Origin of the sequence: Massilia sp. PAMC28688, assembly GCF_019443445.1 — a bacterium.
GTDB lineage: Bacteria > Pseudomonadota > Gammaproteobacteria > Burkholderiales > Burkholderiaceae_D > Telluria_A.
In genome coordinates this window covers 3,747,628-3,765,982 of the sequence record NZ_CP080378.1, presented here as the reverse complement: position 1 = coordinate 3,765,982, position 18,355 = coordinate 3,747,628, and the positions used below count along the sequence as shown (strand labels likewise).

17 protein-coding genes are annotated in these 18,355 nt (G+C 66.2%); 10 read left to right on the top strand and 7 right to left on the bottom strand.

The window, feature by feature from the left end; all coding sequences use genetic code 11:
- Positions 1 to 24 precede the first annotated feature (24 nt).
- A complete protein-coding gene (locus KY495_RS16975) occupies positions 25 to 1,716 on the bottom strand; it encodes an NYN domain-containing protein (RefSeq protein WP_219880551.1) in 1,692 nt (563 codons plus the stop codon).
- A gap of 341 nt (positions 1,717 to 2,057) precedes the next feature.
- Between KY495_RS16975 and rsgA the strand changes: the two genes are divergently transcribed.
- Positions 2,058 to 3,107: a ribosome small subunit-dependent GTPase A gene (gene rsgA / locus KY495_RS16970; RefSeq protein WP_219880550.1), complete on the top strand. Its 1,050-nt coding sequence runs from the start codon at positions 2,058 to 2,060 to the stop codon at positions 3,105 to 3,107.
- Positions 3,108 to 3,114: 7 nt separating this feature from the next.
- On the opposite strand, the gene KY495_RS16965 is transcribed toward rsgA, so the two are convergent.
- The gene (locus KY495_RS16965) at positions 3,115 to 5,091 is read right to left on the bottom strand and encodes an alpha/beta hydrolase domain-containing protein (protein ID WP_219880549.1); all 1,977 of its coding nucleotides are present in this window, start codon (positions 5,089 to 5,091) and stop codon (positions 3,115 to 3,117) included.
- A gap of 10 nt (positions 5,092 to 5,101) precedes the next feature.
- Positions 5,102 to 5,524 (bottom strand): DUF1810 domain-containing protein, encoded by a 423-nt coding sequence (locus KY495_RS16960; RefSeq protein ID WP_219880548.1) that lies wholly within the window; start codon positions 5,522 to 5,524, stop codon positions 5,102 to 5,104.
- A 103-nt stretch (positions 5,525 to 5,627) separates the two neighbouring features.
- Between KY495_RS16960 and KY495_RS16955 the strand changes: the two genes are divergently transcribed.
- From KY495_RS16955 to KY495_RS16945, 3 genes are read left to right on the top strand one after another with little or no spacing between them, the layout of a single operon-like run.
- Positions 5,628 to 6,719 (top strand): AI-2E family transporter, encoded by a 1,092-nt coding sequence (locus KY495_RS16955; RefSeq protein WP_219880547.1) that lies wholly within the window; start codon positions 5,628 to 5,630, stop codon positions 6,717 to 6,719.
- Complete coding sequence (locus KY495_RS16950; protein WP_219880546.1) at positions 6,716 to 6,952, top strand: DUF3820 family protein; 237 nt, start codon at positions 6,716 to 6,718, stop codon at positions 6,950 to 6,952. Before KY495_RS16955 ends, KY495_RS16950 begins: the two co-directional genes overlap by 4 nt.
- Positions 6,953 to 6,984: 32 nt before the next feature.
- Complete coding sequence (locus KY495_RS16945) at positions 6,985 to 7,887, top strand: alpha/beta hydrolase (RefSeq protein ID WP_229518340.1); 903 nt, start codon at positions 6,985 to 6,987, stop codon at positions 7,885 to 7,887.
- 24 nt (positions 7,888 to 7,911) lie between these two features.
- On the opposite strand, the gene KY495_RS16940 is transcribed toward KY495_RS16945, so the two are convergent.
- The 4 genes from KY495_RS16940 to KY495_RS16925 all read right to left on the bottom strand — a co-directional run bounded on the left by KY495_RS16940 (position 7,912) and on the right by KY495_RS16925 (position 12,518).
- Positions 7,912 to 8,112, bottom strand: coding sequence for a hypothetical protein (locus KY495_RS16940; protein WP_219880545.1), 201 nt, complete (start codon positions 8,110 to 8,112; stop codon positions 7,912 to 7,914).
- A gap of 87 nt (positions 8,113 to 8,199) precedes the next feature.
- Entirely contained in the window at positions 8,200 to 10,380 is a 2,181-nt protein-coding gene (locus tag KY495_RS16935; protein WP_219880544.1) for a bifunctional diguanylate cyclase/phosphodiesterase, read from the bottom strand.
- Positions 10,373 to 11,368: an EAL and HDOD domain-containing protein gene (locus tag KY495_RS16930; RefSeq protein WP_219880543.1), complete on the bottom strand. Its 996-nt coding sequence runs from the start codon at positions 11,366 to 11,368 to the stop codon at positions 10,373 to 10,375. Before KY495_RS16930 ends, KY495_RS16935 begins: the two co-directional genes overlap by 8 nt.
- A gap of 202 nt (positions 11,369 to 11,570) precedes the next feature.
- Complete coding sequence (locus KY495_RS16925; protein WP_219880542.1) at positions 11,571 to 12,518, bottom strand: LysR family transcriptional regulator; 948 nt, start codon at positions 12,516 to 12,518, stop codon at positions 11,571 to 11,573.
- Positions 12,519 to 12,637: 119 nt separating this feature from the next.
- On the opposite strand from KY495_RS16925, the gene KY495_RS16920 reads away from it, so the two are divergent.
- From KY495_RS16920 to KY495_RS16895, 6 genes are all read left to right on the top strand, one after another.
- Positions 12,638 to 13,339 (top strand): pirin family protein, encoded by a 702-nt coding sequence (locus KY495_RS16920; RefSeq protein ID WP_219880541.1) that lies wholly within the window; start codon positions 12,638 to 12,640, stop codon positions 13,337 to 13,339.
- A 94-nt stretch (positions 13,340 to 13,433) separates the two neighbouring features.
- On the top strand, positions 13,434 to 14,078 hold the full coding sequence (gene ribA, locus KY495_RS16915; protein ID WP_219880540.1) for a GTP cyclohydrolase II: 645 nt from the start codon (positions 13,434 to 13,436) through the stop codon (positions 14,076 to 14,078).
- Between the two features lie 55 nt (positions 14,079 to 14,133).
- Complete coding sequence (locus KY495_RS16910; RefSeq protein ID WP_219880539.1) at positions 14,134 to 15,609, top strand: S1C family serine protease; 1,476 nt, start codon at positions 14,134 to 14,136, stop codon at positions 15,607 to 15,609.
- Positions 15,606 to 16,577, top strand: a complete 972-nt coding sequence (locus KY495_RS16905; protein WP_219880538.1) for an FHA domain-containing protein — start codon at positions 15,606 to 15,608, stop codon at positions 16,575 to 16,577. Before KY495_RS16910 ends, KY495_RS16905 begins: the two co-directional genes overlap by 4 nt.
- 3 nt (positions 16,578 to 16,580) lie before the next feature.
- Positions 16,581 to 17,636 (top strand): sensor histidine kinase, encoded by a 1,056-nt coding sequence (locus KY495_RS16900; protein ID WP_219880537.1) that lies wholly within the window; start codon positions 16,581 to 16,583, stop codon positions 17,634 to 17,636.
- Entirely contained in the window at positions 17,624 to 18,340 is a 717-nt protein-coding gene (locus KY495_RS16895; RefSeq protein ID WP_219880536.1) for a LytTR family DNA-binding domain-containing protein, read from the top strand. Before KY495_RS16900 ends, KY495_RS16895 begins: the two co-directional genes overlap by 13 nt.
- Positions 18,341 to 18,355 lie beyond the last annotated feature (15 nt).

The following is an 18,355-nucleotide window of genomic DNA, read 5'->3' as shown; positions in this document are numbered from 1 at the left end:
GCCGCGCAATGCAGCCGGCAGCGTTTATTCGGCCGACTTTTTGGCGGGCCGGCGGCGGGCCGGCTTTTTCGCTGCCGCGTCCACGTCCGTGGTGGCGGCGGCCGGTTCGGCCTGGGACTGCTCCGGCGCAGCCTCGGTAGCGGGCGCCGGCTTGGCAGCGCGCTTGGCCGCTGTCTTGCGCGGTGCGCGCCGCTTTTCCTGCGCCGGCGCTGCGGCATCGGCATCGGCCGGAGCCTCCGGCGCCAGGGAGACCAGCAGCGCGCTCTCGGCTGGCGGTGGGGGTGCGAAGGACTGCGTCACCGGCGCGGCATCGGCGGCCTGCGCCTCCGGCTTGCGTCCACCGCGGCCACGGCCACGGCGGGCATCGGTACCCTCGGCACGCTCCTGCTGCCCGGGCTGGACCTGCACTTGCGCGATCGGCTCGATAGCCTTGATCGGATCGAGCGGCTCGTACTGTTCCTGCTCGTCGCGCTCGCGTTCGCGCTGCTGCTCCAGCAGGTGGTGCTGCTGCTGTTCGCGCAGGACGTCATCGACCGGGCTGGGGACATGCGCACCGCGGCCGCGGCCACGCTGGGCGTCATTGCGGGCCGGGCGTGGCTGGCGCTCCTGCCGCTCCTGGCGCGCGCCCTGCGGCCTCGGCAGCTCATTGCCCGGCTCCGGCGTTTCTACCGCACCCTGGCTGCGGCCACCACGGCCACGGCCCCGGCGCGGCTCGGAACGTGGGGGACGCTGCTGGCGCTCCTGCTGGACCTGCGGCTCGTCGGCGCCGTCCTGCGCAGCCTCGCGCTGCTCGAGCTCCACATCCTGGCCTGCCTCCGCGCCCGGCTCCGGCTGCTCTTGCATGTCGAGCTGGTCATCGGCGCCCTGCTCCAGACCCGCTGCCGCATCGGCTGCCGGCGCGGCGCTGCGGTACACATAGGCGCCCGATTTTTCGTCGCGGCCGAATTCGAGCATGCCCCGCTTCTGCGCCTCTTCCAGCAGGTTGCCGAAGGTGCGGAAGCCGTAGTAGGTTTCGTTGAAGTCCGGGCGGCGGCGCTTGAGGGTATCTTTCAGGAGCGACGCCCAGATCTTGCCGCTGTCGCCGCGTTCCGACACCAGCGCATCGAACATCTCGACCACCAGTTCAATCGCCTGCGTCTTGCGCGACTCCATTTCTTCCTTGCGGCGGCTGCCTTCGTCGGACGACTTGCGTGCCGGCGGCGCCTTGCGTTCATCGCGCTTGGCTGCAGCGCGCTTGACTTCGCGCACCAGGTCATCGTAGAAAATGAATTCGTCGCAGTTGGCCACCAGCAGGTCGGAGGTGGACTGCTTCACGCCCACGCCGATTACCTGCTTGGCGTTTTCGCGCAGCTTGGACACGAGCGGCGAAAAGTCCGAGTCGCCACTGATGATCACAAAGGTGTTCACATGGGACTTGGTGTAGCACAGGTCCAGCGCATCAACCACCAGGCGGATGTCGGCCGAGTTCTTGCCCGACTGGCGCACGTGGGGAATTTCGATCAGCTCGAAGTTCGCCTCGTGCATGGTGGCCTTGAAGCCCTTGTAGCGTTCCCAGTCGCAGTACGCCTTCTTGACCACGATGCTGCCCTTGAGCAGAAGACGCTCAAGCACGGGCTTGATGTCGAATTTTTCGTAGTTGGCGTCGCGTACGCCCAGGGCAACGTTCTCAAAGTCGCAGAACACCGCCATGCTGATGTTGTCGTTGGATGAAGCCATAAATAGTTATTCTCTGATGTTGTTCGGGTCGAGCCAGCTTGCGATTATACGCAACTCGTGTTGCACACCGCGCAAGCCTTGACGCGCAGGCCGGCGCGTGCCATCCTCAAGCCCTCTTCCACACCGCCACAGGAGCCATTCATGACCATGTCCGCCATTGCCCTCCTGTCGGCCGCCTGATCGCGCATTTGCTTGTCCTGCTGCCTGTAGCGTAGTACCGATAGAGCCGTGCCCGTGCGCTGACCGCGCGCCGACCTCCGTTTTCACGTGCCTGCATGCCTTTGCGTGCCGGCTGCTTCCGCGCGCGCCGCGGGAATCACGAATCCGGGAATACTCTCATCATGATCGACTTCGATTTCGCTTCGCTTCGTACTATCGGCTTCACGCAGGCCATCGCCAGCCAGTTGCCATCGCTTGACTGCGCACCGGGCGCGCGCCTGCTGCGCATTACCCAGGTCCACCGCCGCACGCTGGTGGTCCACGACGGGCTGCGCGAATACAGTGCCCGCGCTGTCCAGCTGCACGGCGAGCCCCTGTGCGTGGGCGACTGGGTAACTGGCCAGCCTGAAGGCGGCGGCTTCCTGCTGGGCATGCGGCTTGACCCCGTCACCCACCTGGCACGGCGCACGGCCGACGGGCGGCGCCAGGGCCTGGCCAGCAATGTCGATACCGCCCTGCTGGTAACGGGACTTGACCACGATTTCAAGCTGCGCCGGGTAGAGCGCTACCTGGCGCTGGTGCACGCTGCGCAGGTGGCAGCAGCGCAGGTGACAGCAGTGGTGGTGCTGACCAAGGCCGACGCAAACGACGCCGCCGAACGCATTGCCGGGACCCGGGCACGCATCGGCGCGGCCGTACCGGTGGTAGCGCTCGATGGCCGCAGCCCAGCAGCGGCGGACGCGCTCGCGCCCTGGCTGGGTGCGGGCCAGACGCTGATCATGCTGGGCTCTTCCGGCGCGGGCAAGTCGACCATGACCAACACCCTCGCCGGTGCAGCCGCCGCCACCGGCGCGGTTCGCACAATGGATAGCCGTGGGCGGCACACCACCACGGCGCGCTCGCTGCACCTGTGCCCCGGCGGCGCCTGCATCATCGACACCCCCGGCCTGCGCGCGCTGCGCCCGGACGGCGACGAAGAAAGCCTGACGGCCGCATTCGAGGATATTCAGGCACTGTCGGGGCAGTGCCAGTTCCGCGATTGCCGGCACCAGCTGGAGCCTGGCTGCGCCGTGCGCGAGGGCGTGGATCCCGACCGCCTGCTCAACTACCACAGGCTGCTGCGCGAAACGCAGCGCGCCGTTCAGACGCCGCTCGAACGCATTGCCGAGCGGTCCAGGTGGAAAGCGCTGATGCGCGCGGGGTCCGAACGCGGCCGCCAGAAGCGCGGATAAAGCCGCGCTACGGGACGCGCTGCTCGTTGAGCGCGCGTGCGATATAGCGGTCCACGTCTTCCTGCAGCATCAGTCCCTGGTCGCGCAGCTCACGCGCGGCCAGGGCCACTGCCTTGGCGTACTCCATGCGGCAGCGGTAGCGCGCCGCCAGTGGCGGGCGCGGGTCGCCGGCTTGTGCGCTGGCCGGCAGCGCAATATACGAGCCATTCAGGTTGCACAGCTGGCCCGAGGCAAAGGGCTGGCGCCGCAGGTTCCAGCCGGTGTGCGTGGCCAGTGGCACGGCGATATCGGGCAGGCGGATGCCGGCGATGTCGTGGCCGTCCGCATCGGTCATCGGCACATGCAGCTGGTAGGGCCTGGCGCGGTCGGGCCGGGCCACACCGTCCTCGTACCCAACCACGGACAGTTCATTGATCACCTGCGGGAAGTGGACGCCGATGGCGCGCAGGTCCGGAAAACCGCTCGCCTCGCGCGTGGGCGCGGTCAGCATGGCGTCGGCGTGGCGCGGAAAGCGGCTGGCGGGCGGCTCCGTGCCGCTGCGCGCCCACGCCACCAGATGGTCCAGCAGCACCCGCACAACCGGTCCCTGGCGTGCGGGATTGCTCGGGTACCTGCAGATGCCGGTGGCCGGGCGCTCGGCAGCGATATGCTGGGTGGACGACATGAGATAGGTGCGCACCGACGGCGGCATGGGCAGGTCGTGGCCCGCGCCGTCCGACACCACCAGCGACGCCCTGCCCTGCCAGAACTCGACGCTGCTGTCGACATGCATCAGCACGGGACAGGTGGCACTGGCCTGGCAGCGGGCAAAGATGCCATCGGTGCGTCCGCTGACAGGATCGCGTGTGACGGCATAGCTGAAGGGGAACTGGTCGCCATAGGTGAGGTGATCGAGGTGCTGGGTCGAATAGCGGCCAGGCTGCGCGAAGCGCACATTGACAAAGCTCTTGCGGCTGCCCGCGATGAGCGGCATGGCAGCGTCGAATACCCGGCTTCCGTCGGGCGCGCGGTTAAAGCCCTGCCACAGGAAGTCGCGCAACACGCGGCCCGACTGGGACACCCCGACCGCGACGGCGACATCCGGCCGGATATCGGCCAGCGGGTTGCCGGCCCTGGCCAGTTTGAGATAGGCCGTCACGTCGCGCAGCGCTGCCATGCCCAGCCCCATCGGCCGGGCGTCACGGGCCTGGTAGGCGAAGCGGTAGATGGCGCCAGCGTCAAAGCCGGCGGCGCGGGTGAACACGACCGAAGTCGGACTGGCATAGCGCCAGGCGGCCTCCGGCAGCGTCGTGGCAGGCGCCGTGGCATGGGCGCGCACCGTCAGCACGGCCCGCCCCGGCTCCAGGCTGGCTGCGGGATAGGCCAGCTCGATGCTCCCTTCGGCGGCCACCGTGTCAGGCACCACTTCCGCAAACGAGGGCCCGGTGATGCTCTGGCCGCCGATCGTGGCCAGCGGCAGCTGCATGCCCGCTGCATTCCCCGCTTTACTCCCGTTCTGCGCCAGGGGTATATCGCCCTGCCAGCCGACCCACACCATGGCGTGGCCGCGCCGCATGGTGTAGCCGTTGCCGGCAGATGCCGGCCGGCCCGGCAGGGTGGCGGCGTCGTTGGCCAGCAGCGGCAGCAGCGCGTTGCCGCGGTTGGGTATTTCCAGCAGCAGCACGCGCGAGGCCCTGGCAGCTTCCACCGGGCGGGTGATGACGACATCGGTCTTGTATCTGACCCAGCCATCGGCGCCGCGCGCATGGTCAATATCGACGATGCCGCGGTTGGCCACGTGGCGCGGATTGGCGCGCAGATGGGCGACGGCGACAATGGTTTCGTACGCGCCCCCGACCTCGAACGGGGCACCGGCAAAGGCCGGCGTGCGGCTGATGATGTCCAGGCGCTCCACGCCGCCGGCGTCGGTGTCGGGAATGGCCGGGGTGGCGCAGGCAGCCAGGAATGCCGGCGCCAGGCACAGGATCAGGCGAGTGAAGAACAAGGGGAGCTCCTTACGCAAGCAGGGCAAGCGTCGCCCTATCCGGCTGGCCGCTGAAGTATTGATCGAGGCATGCACGAAACAGCGCTTCATCTGGCGCGGCCTGCGCGAACAGGGTGAGAGAGGAATGCAGCTTCATGTCGTCCGGGTCGCCGAAAATCTGGTGCGCGCTGCGGCCACTGGCCGCCTGCAGCAGGGCCACACATTCGCGCAGGCGCGCGCCCAGCACGGGATGGTCCAGGTAGGCACGCGCTTCGTCCAGGGAGGCAATGGCGTAGTGGCGCGCCATGCTGCTGCGCCCCAGGCCCGCCAGCTGGGGGAAAATGAACCACATCCAGTGGCTTTGCTTGCGCGCCGCGCGCAGCTCCGCCAGCACGGCCGGGTACACCGGGGCCTGGGCCTGGATAAAGCGCTGCAGATTGTATTGATCGCTCATGCATCCTCCTTATGCGAGATTATGCACGCATGGCTGATGTGCGTGCGCTGCGCGGCACATCCTGCTGCTAGAATCTTTACAAACATTTCACATCGAGCCGACCATGAGCGACCACCATCTACCAAAGACCGCAGACGTTTCGGTGCCGGGCAAGGAACGCGACTTCCTGCACCGCGTGGTGCTGGTCAATGGCACGGTGATCATGTTTGCCCTGGTGCTGACCATGCTGTGGTATTCGGCCAATGCGCTGCTGCTGATCTTTGCCTGCATCCTGTTTGCCATCCTGCTCTTTGAACTGTCCAACGTCGTTACCGAGCGCACCAAACTCAAGCGCAAGTATGCGCTGCCGCTGGTGGTGCTGACCATGTTCGGGATCATTGGCCTGGGTGGCTTCCTGATGGCGCCGCAGATCTCGGACCAGGCCGACAAGCTGGTGGTGGCCGTTCCCCAGGCCCTCACCGACCTGCGCCAGAAGCTGGGCGAGTATGACCTGGCGCGGCGCCTGCTGGGCGGCATTCCGTCCGACGAACAGCTGCGCAAGCAGATCACGCAGATGATGCCCAATGCGGGCCTGTTCTTTTCCGGCGTCCTGGGCGCCGTCGGCAATGTCTTCATCATTACCTTCGTTGGCATTTACTTTGCGGCCAAGCCCTTGCTGTACATCGAGGGCATGGTGACCCTGGTGCCCAAGCGCAAGCGCGAGCGCGCGCGCGAAGTGCTGACCGAAATCGGCCGCACCCTGGCCAAATGGCTGGTGGGCAAGGCCGCCTCCATGGTGCTGGTCGGCGCGCTGACGGCCATCGGCCTGTCGGTCCTGGGCGTGCCGCTGGCGCTCATTCTCGGCATCATTGCCGGCCTGCTCGACTTCATTCCTTATCTGGGTCCCCTCATGGCGGGCGTGCCGGCGGTGCTGCTGGCGTTCTCCATCAGTCCCGAAATGGGCTTGTATACCATTGGCCTGTTCGGCATCATCCAGCTGATCGAGGGTTACCTGCTGCAACCCCTGATCGAGCAAAAGACCGTATCGCTGCCGCCGGCTCTGACAATCGTGATGCAGGTACTGTTCGGCACGCTGTTCGGGCTGGCCGGCGTGGCCCTGGCCACGCCCCTGACGGCCGTGCTGGCCGTGCTGGTGACCATGCTGTATGTGCAGGACGTGTTGGGCGACAATGTGAGAACGCCAAGCGAACAATGAATCCCGACCACCTGCAGCTGCTGCTCAACACTGAAATGCCGTATGGCAAATACAAAGGTTGCCTGATCGCCGACCTGCCGGGACACTACCTGGGCTGGTTTGCCCGCGAAGGCTTTCCCAAGGGGCAGCTGGGCGCCCTGCTCGCCCTCATGTACGAACTCGACCATAACGCCCTGCGCGGCCTGCTCGATCCGCTTCGTCCCAAAGGTGCCGCGCGCAAAGTTTTCAGGTAATAATGGCGCCTTGCTATTGACCGGAGCGCGCCTTGAACAAGTTTATCTGTGCCTTGATCCTTTCTGCCACCGCAGCCATTGCGGCCGCCGCGCCTGCCACACCCCCGGCCCGGGCCGTGATGCCCTACGCGATGGCCGATACGGCCGTTCATCAGGTGGCCTCGAAAGAGCTCAAGCGCACCTACGAAATTGCGGTGAGCCTGCCTGAAGGCTACAAAACTTCCACGCGGCGCTATCCGGTGGTGTTCGTCAGTGATGCCAATTACGCGTTTCCGCTGGTGCGCAGCCTCTCCAAGCGGGTGGGCGACGGCGGCCGCGGGCTGGAAGACTTCATCCTTGTCGGGCTGGGCTATTCGCAGGGCGACTCGCCTACCTTTGCCCGGCGCCGCGATTACACACCGGGCCAGCCGGCCGAGACGGACCTGAAGCCCGACGAGAGCGGCCGGGCACCACAGTTTGGCCAGGCCGAGGCGTACCGCCGCTTCATCGCCAGCGAAGTATTCCCCCTCATTGCCCAGCGCTACCGCGCCGACATGGCACGCAAGGTCTTCGTTGGCCACTCCTATGGCAGCCTGCTGGGCCTGCATATCCTGTTTACCGACAGCGCCATGTTTGACCAGTACATCATGGGCAGTCCTTCGCTCTGGTACGGCAAACAGCACATGTTCGAGCGCGAGAAAGCCTATGCGGAAAAGCACCGGGACTTGAAGGCGCGCATTTTCTTTGCCGTGGGCGGCCAGGAAATGCCCTCGCCCGAGCATCCGGAACGCAGCGACATGGTGGGCGAGCTCAAGCGCTTTGAAAATATCCTCAGGGCGCGCCAGTATCCGGGCCTGCGCATCCACAGCCGCGTGTTCGACGGGGAGGACCACCTGACGGTGGCACCGGCCATCCTGACCCACGGCCTCAAGTGGACGCTGCCGGCCCGCAAATAGGCCGGGCGTGTCAACCCGCCAGCACTAGCGGCGGCGCCGGTGCGGCATGGTCATGACGCGCACGATGGTGTCAAGCGGCACGCCGTGCGAGAGCAGATACCAGGTGGCCACCTCCGGCCCCAGTGAGGCCAGCGATATGAGTCCTACGGCAACCTTGCCTGCCATATCCTTGCGCGACCTGCGATCCGAGAACGAGACCTTGATCTCGCAGCGCATGTTCTTCATCGGCCTCCTCCAGCATGGACAAGGCTTGATGATGGCGCCAAACAGGGCGATTCGATTGAGCCAGAACAGCGCCCCTGCGGGGCAGTCCTAGCGGGCGATATCGAGCTGCCGGCCGTCGTGCTTCATGCGGGCAAATTCGATAGCAGTAACAGCCGGGCTGAACAGGTAGCCCTGGAGCTGGTCGCAGCCCAGGTCGCGCAGGAAAGCCATCTGGTCCGCCGTTTCCACGCCCTCGGCCACGATTTCCTGGCGCAATTGCTGGGCCATGGTGACGATCGCGCGCGCAATGGCGCAGTCGTTGGCTTCATGCGGCAAGCCCACCACGAAGCTGCGGTCGATCTTGAGCGTACTGATGGGAAAGCGCTTGAGGTAGGCCAGGCTGGAGTAGCCAGTACCGAAGTCATCGAGCGCCAGCCCCATGCCCATGGCCACCAGTTCGTTCATGATCGAGACCACGGCGTCGGCGCCCTGCACCAGCAGGCTCTCGGTAATTTCCAGCATCAGCTGGCCGGGCTGGACGCCATGCTTGCGCAGCACCGCCTGCACCCGCGCCGGCAGGTGGGCATCGAACTGGCGCGCCGACAGATTGACGGCCACCGGCGGCATGTCCAGACCCTGGTCGCGCCACTGGCGGATCTGGCGGCAGGCGTCGTCCAGCACCCAGCTGCCGATATCGAGGATCAGGCCACTTTCCTCGGCCAGGGGAATGAACACGCAGGGCGACACCATGCCGCGCTCGGGATGGCGCCAGCGCAGCAGCGCTTCGGCGCCGACGATGCGCCCGCTGCGCAGGCTCAGCTTGGGCTGGTAGTGCAGTTCCAGCTGACCGCCCGCCAGCGCGGCGCGCAGCTCGCCCTCCATCCGCATGTGGTCCTTGGCGCGCTGGTCCATCTCGGCGTGATAGAACAGGAAGCGGCAATCCTCGGCATCGCTGCAGCGCGCCATGGCCACGTCGGCCAGGCGCACCAGTGAGGCGCAATCCATGCCGTCATCGGGCCAGGTGGCAATGCCGATGCGGGCACCGGCCTGCAGGGTGTGTCCGCCAATGGTCATGGGCGCGGCCAGCGTAGCGAGCAGCTTTTGCGCCACCTTGGCCACATGCTCGCGCTTTTCAATGCGCCCAATGGCGATGGCCAGCTTGTTCGCTTCCAGGCGCGCCAGGATGTCGTCGCCGCGCAGGGCCTGGCGAAAGCGGCGCCCGATCTCGCAGATCAGTTCATTGGCAATGTCATGGCCGAGCGTATCGCTGATGGTCCCGATGCGGGCCACTTCCACCACCATCACGCCGCCAAACTGGCTGCCGCCGCGCGCCTGCACCAGCACGTCGCCGAGCAGGCTGGAAAACAGCACGCGGTTGGGCAGACCTGTGAGGCTGTCGTAGTTGGCCATGCGCTGCATGCGCGCCTCGGCATCCTTGTGCACGCTGATGTCGGAGAACAGCGAAAACGTATGGGTGATGGCGCCTGCGTCGTCGCGCACCACGCTGATGGTGACCGACTGCGGGAACAATTCCCCGTTCTTGCGCTTGCCGATGATTTCCCCGCGCCAGGAGCCGTCGCCGGTCATGGCCGCGCGCAGCTTGGTGCGGAAGGTGGCGTCGTGCATGCTGGCGCGCAGCAGGTCCGGAGTCTGGCCGATGGCTTCGAGGGGCGAATAGCCGGTGATGCGGGTAAAGGCGCTGTTGACCGAGACGATGCGCTCGCGCGAGTCGGTAATGAGCACGCCCTGGTCGCTGTCTTCGATGATGCGCGCGTGCAGAAACGTCTTTTCCGCCTCCGTCAGGTGGTCCACCGCAGGGGTGAGCTGGACCAGCATGCCGGCCGCCTCCCCGCCCTGATCGTGGATGATCGACAGCGACATGCGCACCCAGATCGACTGGCCGTTCTTCTTGCGGCGCTGCACCTCGATCACGTCGGCTCCGGCATCAAGGAACAGTTCTTCCACGCCGCAGTCTTCGCCTTCATCGGTGTACAAAAACAGGATGTGCTGGCCGACCGCTTCCTGCGCGCTGTAGCCGAACATGGCCTCGGCGCCCTTGTTCCAGCCGGTGAGATAGCCTGCCAGGTCAAGCACGATGACGGGGCCGGATGCATGCTCGAAGGTGTCGGCGTGCTGGCGCAGGGCAGACGCCGGCGCCGGCGCCGGCTGTGCCTGCGCTTCGTGGAGCGCGGCCTCGAGGCGTTCGAGCGCGCTGGCCAGCGCTTCGCCTTCCAGCGCGCGCGCCGCCCGCGCCAGCAGCAAACCCCGCTCGAGCGCCGATTCAGCCATGGGCTGGCGCCCCGGCACCATCGATTGCCGACAGCATCCACTGGGTTGCCTGGACGGCGGCCTCATTGAATTGCGCGGCATCGATCTGCAGCGCCGCCAGGCAGGCGCTCACGACGGCGGCGTCGCCCTGTTCATATGCGGCGCACAGCTGCAGCATGGTGCCCAGCGCACCCTGGTTCCCGATCAGCGCGTCGTGGACCGTCTCGCTCATGGACAGGGGCGCGAGCACTTCCGGCAGCGGCATGCCAAACAGGACACCGAGCAGCGAGAACATGCCGGTGATGAAAGCCTGGTCCTGGCCCTGCTTGTCCTGACCGTGCGCACGCGCGAGCTGCTCGAGCAGGCGAGCGCGCACGGCCACGCGCGCAAGCAGCATGCCCGAGCGCAGGTCGCCCTGGCGGGCAGCAAACAGCATCAGATTGACCCAGCGCCGCAGCTGCTGGCGGCCCAGGATGAGGATGGCCTGGGAAAAACTGGTAATGCGCCGGCCCACGCCCATGCCGAGCGAATTGACCAGCCGCAGCAAGTGGTAGGACAGGGTCGGGTCCTTGCGCAGCAGCGCTTCGATGTCGCTGGTGGGCGCATCGGCCGCGACCAATTGGGCCAGCTGCAGCGACAAGGCGCGCGATGCGGCCTGGGCGCCTGACAGTTTGGGCGGCGGCGCCATGTACCACTCACCGTCGATCAGGAGCTCGCCTTTTGGCAGGGGCTGGGCGTCGAGCGGAGCGTCGGCGCGCAGCAGCGCGTCCGCGGCCAGTGCCTGCCACCCGGCCGCATCGAGGGCGCCGGCCAGGAGCGGGTCCAGGCCTGGACGATAATAGCGCCCCAGCTTGCCGGCCAGGCCGGCGAAGGATTGGCCGCCAAGGCAAGGCAGCACGTGGGCGGGATCGCCAGGGCCGGGTTCGATGAGCAGGCCTGCCGGTGCGCCCCGCTCGTTGGCGAGCACGCGGAACAAAAGAAGTGGAACTGCGCTCGAAGTGGTCATCATGTATTAGCGGTAAAGTCCCATGTGCTTATGTTACCTCTAAAATATTGGTAAAAGCCAACTTATCCAAACGCGCGCGGGTGCGGTGTGCAGATGTTGTTAGTCCGCCATGGGTTTCAGTTCCGCATGATGTCAGTTCCGCACGGTGCCGGTTCCGCATGGTGTCGGTCCGCACGGTGTCGGGCCGCAGGTGAGCGCACTGGTATCAGTTCTTTCCTTGTCGGTCCGGCATGTCCGCTTGGGGCAGGTGGCGGCACAGGCGCGCGAACAGCGTTTCCTGCAGCAGGCGCTCGCGCCACCATTTGAGGGCCGCGCCCTCTTCCCCCGTGCGCCAGGCCATGTAGAAGATCTCCGGCGCCCGTGCTTCCTCGACTTGCTTCTCAATCAACAACCCCTGGTCGATGGCCCGGCGCGCGCACGGCTCGGGCAAAAAGCCAAAGCCCAGCCCGGCGATCTGCAAATCGAACTTGGCCTGCATGGTGGGAACGGTGAGGGCATCCTGGCCATACTGCAAGCCGACAGTACGCGCCGCCATGCGCCGCGCGGAGTCGGCCACCACCACGGCGCGATGCTGTTGCAGCGCAGCGCGCCCGAGCGGCTCCGGTGCCTGCGCCAGCTCATGGCCGGGGGCGACGGCAAACACGAAAGGCATCTCGCCGATGGAGCGCGCCACATAGCCGCCACCGGCCGGGCCTTCCCCCGCCACGCCCACCAGCAGGTCGACCCGCCGTTCGAGCAGCGCTTCCCACGGTCCGGACAGGGTTTCCTGCACCACCCGCAGGCGCGTGTGGCGGGCCAGCCCGTAAAAGGCTTGCATGTCGGCGCCCAGCGCGCGTGCCGAAAACATGGAATCCATGCCGATGGCCAGCTCCGTTTCCCAGCCGGAGGCGACCCGCTGCACACGCTGCTCAAGTTCGAGCGCGGCGCGCAGCAAGACACGGCCTTCGCGCAGCAGTTCGCGCCCGGCAGCGGTGAGGGTGACGCGCGGACCATTGCGCTCGAATACCTGCACGCCCAGATCCTCCTCCAGCTTGGCCACCGTATAGGAAATGGTCGAGGGTACCCGGTGCAGCTCGAGGGCAGCCCTGGCAAAGGAACCGCGGCGGTCGATGGCATCGATGATATGGACGGCATCCAGGCTGAGCTTTAACATTCGATTTTTTCGATCATGCAAGACAAAATTACTCGTTTTCCAACATCGAGCAGGGGGCATATACTGGGAACCACTGCAACACAACTTCATCGAAATTATTGCACACAGGGAGACATAACATGCTCGAGATCAGAAAAAGCGAAGACCGGGGCGCCGCCAACCATGGCTGGCTGCAATCGCAGCACAGTTTTTCCTTTGCCGACTACCGCGATCCGGCCCACACCGGGTTCGGCCCCCTGCTGGTCATTAACGAAGACCGGGTGGCCCCGGGCGGCGGCTTCGGCACCCATGGCCACCGCGACATGGAAATCATTTCCTATGTCCTCGACGGTGCGCTGGAACACAAGGACAGCCTGGGCACGGGATCGGTGCTCCACTACGGCGACGTGCAGCGCATGAGCGCCGGCGCCGGTGTGCGCCACAGCGAGTTCAACGGCTCGCAAACGGCGCCCGTGCATTTCCTGCAGATCTGGATCGAGCCGAACGTGAAGTCGATTCCACCGAGCTATGAAGAAAAGCACTTTGCGCCGGAGACCAAGCAGGGCCAGCTGCGCCTGATCGCCTCGCCCGATGGCCGCGACGGCTCGGTCACCATCCACCAGGACGCGGCCGTGTACGCCACCATCCTGCGCGGCGACGAGCGGGCCGAACATGCGCTGGCCAGTGGCCGCACCGGCTACGTCCATGTGGTGCGCGGCGCCGTCACCGTCAACGGCACCCCGCTCAAGGATGGCGATGCGCTCAAGCTGCGTGGGGAACCGAGCGTGGTTCTGGAACAGGCGCAAGAGGCGGAAGTGCTCGTATTCGACCTGCCTTACTGAGCCGGCGCGGCGCTGATTTAGAGCCCGGGCCCCAACGGGGGACCGGGTTTTCCGTTACACTTGCGGGTACAGCAATAGCTTTCGAGAACACCCCATGCCGTCCGCACCAGACCAGCCCCTCTTGGAATACACCACCTCGTGCCTGCTTCCCACACCGTGGGCGCAATTCACGCTGCACGCGTTCGTGGAAAAATCCAGCGGCAAGGAGCACCTGGCCATGACGCTGGGCGATATCAGCGATGGCGAACCGGTGCTGGCGCGCGTGCATTCGGAATGCCTGACCGGCGACGTGCTGTTTTCCCAGCGCTGCGACTGCGGCGCCCAGCTCGAAGGGGCGCTCAAGAAAATTGCCGATGAAGGACGCGGGATCCTGCTCTACCTGCGCCAGGAAGGACGCGGCATTGGCCTGGTCAACAAGATCCGCGCCTATCGCCTGCAGGAAGCGGGGGCCGATACGGTGGACGCGAACCTGGCACTGGGCTTTCATGCCGATGCGCGCAACTACGAATTGTGCAAACCCATGCTCGACCAGTTCGGCATTCGTTCACTGCGCCTGATGACCAACAATCCCCGCAAGATCGATGCCATGCAAAAGCTGGGCGTTGCCGTCAGTGCCCGCGTGCCCCTGCTGGTGAACCGCAACGCCTTCAATACGGGCTACCTCGACACCAAGGCCGCGCGCCTCGGCCACCTGATGACGCAGGAGAATGCCGCCGTCGCACAGGACGGCGAGCTCTAAAACGGTCAAATACGGTAAGCTGGAGGCAAGAAGAGCGCATTTGCCAAAGGATTGCATGAGATTCATTCAGATCGCCGTACTTGTATGCTGCGTGGGCTGCTCTGGCGGCGCCCTGGCGCAAGCCGCCGCCGGCAAGACGCCCCCTGCCAAAGGGCGCGCCGCGCCTGCTCCCGCTGCTCCCGCCGCTCCCGCCGCTCCCGCCGTGCCTGCCGTCGTGCCGCCGCAAGTGCCGCCCGAGGTGGTCCCGCCCGGTTCGCCCCCTGCCGAGGTGCCGCCCGGGAGCGCCACCGAAGTGGAACAGAATACGGCCCTGCCGCCCCCCTCGTCCGCCGCCCAGCAAGTCTACTCCGCCGCCAAGGGCGACCTGCTGCAGATTCGCATGTTGCTGCGTAATGGACGCACCCAGTCGTCGGTTGGCTCGGGCTTCCTGGTCGGCACCAGCAACCTGGTGCTGACCAACTACCATGTGGTGTCGCAGATGGCGATCGAGCCTGACGTCTACGTGGGAGAATTTGTCGACACCGACGGCAAGAGCGGCCCGGTGGAACTGATGGCGGTCGATGTGCTGCATGACCTGGCCGTGGTGCGCGTGAACCGCAGCGGCACCGGTTTTTTCAATATCCCGGAAAAACTGCCCAAGCTGACCCAGGGCCAATACCTGTACTCGCTGGGCAATCCGCTGGACCTGGGCTTCGCCATCTCGGAAGGCTCGTACAACGGCGTCGTCTCGCGCAGCTTTTATGACCAGCTCATGTTCACCGGGCCGATCAATTCCGGCATGAGCGGCGGCCCCAGTGTGACCATTGACGGCGCCGTGGCCGGCGTCAATGTATCGAAGCGGCGCGATGGCGAATCGGTCAGCTTCCTGGTCCCCATCCGCTATGCGCAAGACTTGCTGGCCGAGGTGGCCGGTCAAAAAGATCCGCCGTCCGACTTCAATGCCATCATTGGCGAGCAGTTGCTGGCCCACCAGCGCGCCATGATCAACCGCCTGCTCGAGACGCCGCTGGACCTGAAAAGCATGGGGCCCTACGTGGTGCCGGTGCGCGAATCGGACCAGGTGCGGTGCTGGGGGCGCTCCAACGTCAAGGGCGTGGCCACGTTTACCGCCGATATCACGGCCTGCGCCATGCAGTCCGCGATTTTTGTCTCCGAGTCGCAGCAGACCGGCTACCTGTCCATGACCCACCAGTACGTGCGCTCGGCCAGCCTGGACCCGCTGCGCTTTTCGGTCCTGGCCAGCAAGCAGTTCAACGCCAGCCTTGGCAACAGCCGCGACGCGCGCCTGACGGCGCCCATGTGCACCGAAAAATTCGTCAAGACCAAAACGCTGCCGCTGCGCGCCGTCACCTGCGTACGCGCCTACCGCAAGTTCGCGGGCCTGTACAACTTCACGCTGCTGACCGCCAGCACGGACGACGCCCGCGCCAGCCTGCAAAGCCGGCTTGATGTCGCCGGTGTCTCGTTTGAAAACGGGGTGCGCACCACGCGCGCCTTTCTGGAGGCGCTGGGACGCGGGGGCCGCAAGTGAAGCCGCCCTACTTCATTGAAACACTGGCACTGAACGGCGAAGTGCTGCACCGGCACCGCGTTCTCGAGCTGCCGATCCGCCTCGGCCGCGGCTACGAGAATGACTTCATCCTCGACGACCCGTACGCCGCTGCGCGCCACGCCATCATCGAAGCCGGCCCGGACGGCGGCATGGTGCTGCGCGACCTCGACACCATGAACGGCGTGATCTGCCGCGGCCGGCGCCATGCGACGCTCGACATGAATGGCGACACCGTGTTCCGCCTCGGCCACACCAGCCTGCGGGTGCGCGCTGCCGACTACCACGTGGAGCCGGAACTGCTGGACCGCACCCGTCACGGCTGGGAAGGACTGGTACCGGGCCTGATCGGCATCGTGCTGGTCTGGCTGATCGCGCTGGCCAACCAGTGGCTGATTGATACCCAGCCGTTTCAGCTGGTGCGCTACCTGCAGGTGCTGGCCTACGCCACCGGCGGCGCGCTGGTGTGGGGCGGCGCATGGGCACTGGCCAACCGCCTGTTCGGCCGCTACGCGCGCCTGGGACGCCACCTGTTCATCCTGGGCTCCGCACTGGCCGTGCTGGCCGCCTTCAAGGCAGGTTCGAGCGTGCTGGCCTTTGGCTATTCGCTCGATGCGCTGACCCGCTACAGCTCCCACGTGCTGATCCTGATCGCCGCGGGCATGATGTACTACCACCTCAACACCGTCAAGCCGCACAATGAGCGGCGATTCGGCGCGACCTGCCTGGTGCTGGCGCTGTTCATTTCCGGCCTGGTCATGATCAGCAACGAACAGCGTACCGGCAGCGTGGCCGACAGCCACTATATGTCGGTGATCCTGCCGCCGGACATGCGCATCAGTCCCAATCACAGTGTCGATGAGTTCATGGGCGACGTGGAAAAGCTCAAGCCCCGGCTGGACCGCGAGCGCGCCGACCTGGTGGCCGACGACAGCAAGGGCGAGCAATAAGCCATGCCGGTGCGCCGCCCCGCCGCCATCCTGGCCACGGGCTGGCTGCTGTTCTGGATGCTGATGGTGGCGGTCGCCGTCCAGGATTACGCCCGCGATGACGGCACCGCCTACTGGCAGCCGGTGTTGTGGGAGACTTCGTCCTTCGTGGCCGTCACGCTGCTGCTGCTGGTGCAGCACCACTTCACGCGCGGCGACGAACACCTGGTGGCGCGGCCGGCGCGCTGGTTTGCGCGCCAGGCCCGCTGGCTGCCCCTGTACTGGGTCGCTTTCGTGCCGCTGGCGTTCGGCATCCGGCACGGGGTGTACGCCCTGGCCGGCCAGGTGTATGAGCATGAGGGATGGGGCGAGACCTTCCTGTACGAGTCGCTCAAGCTGACGGTCTTCATTATCCTGTTTTGCCTGGTGCGCTTCGGCTGGCTCTCCTACAGCGGCCTGCTGGAAGAAAAAGTACGGGTCGAAAGGGCCAACGCACTGCTGCGCCAGGCCCAGTTGCAGCGGCTGGCGCAGCAGATGCAGCCGCACTTCCTGTTCAACGCGCTCAACACCATTTCCTCGCTCATGCACAGCGATGTCGAGCGCGCCGACGCCACCCTGATCCAGCTGGCCGAGGTGCTGCGCACCACGCTGGAAGTGAGCGATGTCCATGCCGCGCCGCTGGCCACGGAGCTGCGCCTGGCGCAGGGCTACGCGCGCGTGATGCAGGAGCGCTATGCCGGGCGGGTGGCGATCAGCTGGGACATTGACGATGCCGCCCTCACCTGCAGCGTGCCGGTGATGAGCATCCAGCCGCTTCTGGAAAACATCTTCAAGCACACGGTGGAGACCCGGCGCGGCCTGACCACCATCAGCATCGGCTGCCGGCGCGAGCACGGCACGCTGGTCGTGTCCCTGCTTGACGATGCCGGGCGCCTGGCGCCGGCGTCAGCGCCGGGCATTGGCCTGGCCAACCTGCGGGAGCGCCTGGCGGTGCTGTTTGGCGACGCCGCCGCCGTCACCCTCACCGAGCGCGAGCCGGCCGGGGTATGTGCCGAGATGAGGGTGCCATGCGCATCCTGATCGTGGACGATGAACAGCCTGCACGCGACAAGCTGCAGCGCCTGCTGGAGCAGGAGGATGGCGTGTGCGCCCTGGCCCAGGCAGCCGACGCGGTGGAGGCGCTGGCGATGCTGGAGTCGTTCAAGCCCGATGTCGCCTTCCTCGACATCCAGATGCCGGAGATCAGCGGCATCGAGCTGGCCGCATCACTGCCGGCGCCTGCGCCCCTGATCGTGTTTGCCACCGCTTACGACCAGTTTGCGATAGCGGCGTTCGACGCCAACGCCATCGACTACCTGCTTAAACCTTATGACCGGGCGCGCCTGCAGCGATCGCTCTCGCGGGTGCGCGAGCGGCTGGCCTTGCGCCGGCCGCCGCCCGCGTTCGACGCTGGCCAGTCACTGCGCCAGCTGCTCGTGTCCGAGCGCGGCGTCACGCGGATTGTCACCCTCGACGCCCTGGAGTGGATCGAGACGGCAGACAATTACGTGATCCTGCATACGGCAACGGTCCACCCGCTGCTGCGCCAGACGCTGGCCGGCTTGCTGGACAGGCTAGGCCCCCGCTTTGTGCGCTGCCACCGGAGAGCGGCCGTGCAGCTGGCGCAGGTGGCCAGGGTGGAGGCGCGCGACAAGGGTGACTGCGAGCTGGTGCTGCGCAGCGGTACGCGGGTCCCGTGCAGCCGCCAGTACAGCGCTGCCGTGCTGGCGCTGCTCTCAGGCTGACGGCACGCCATTCCG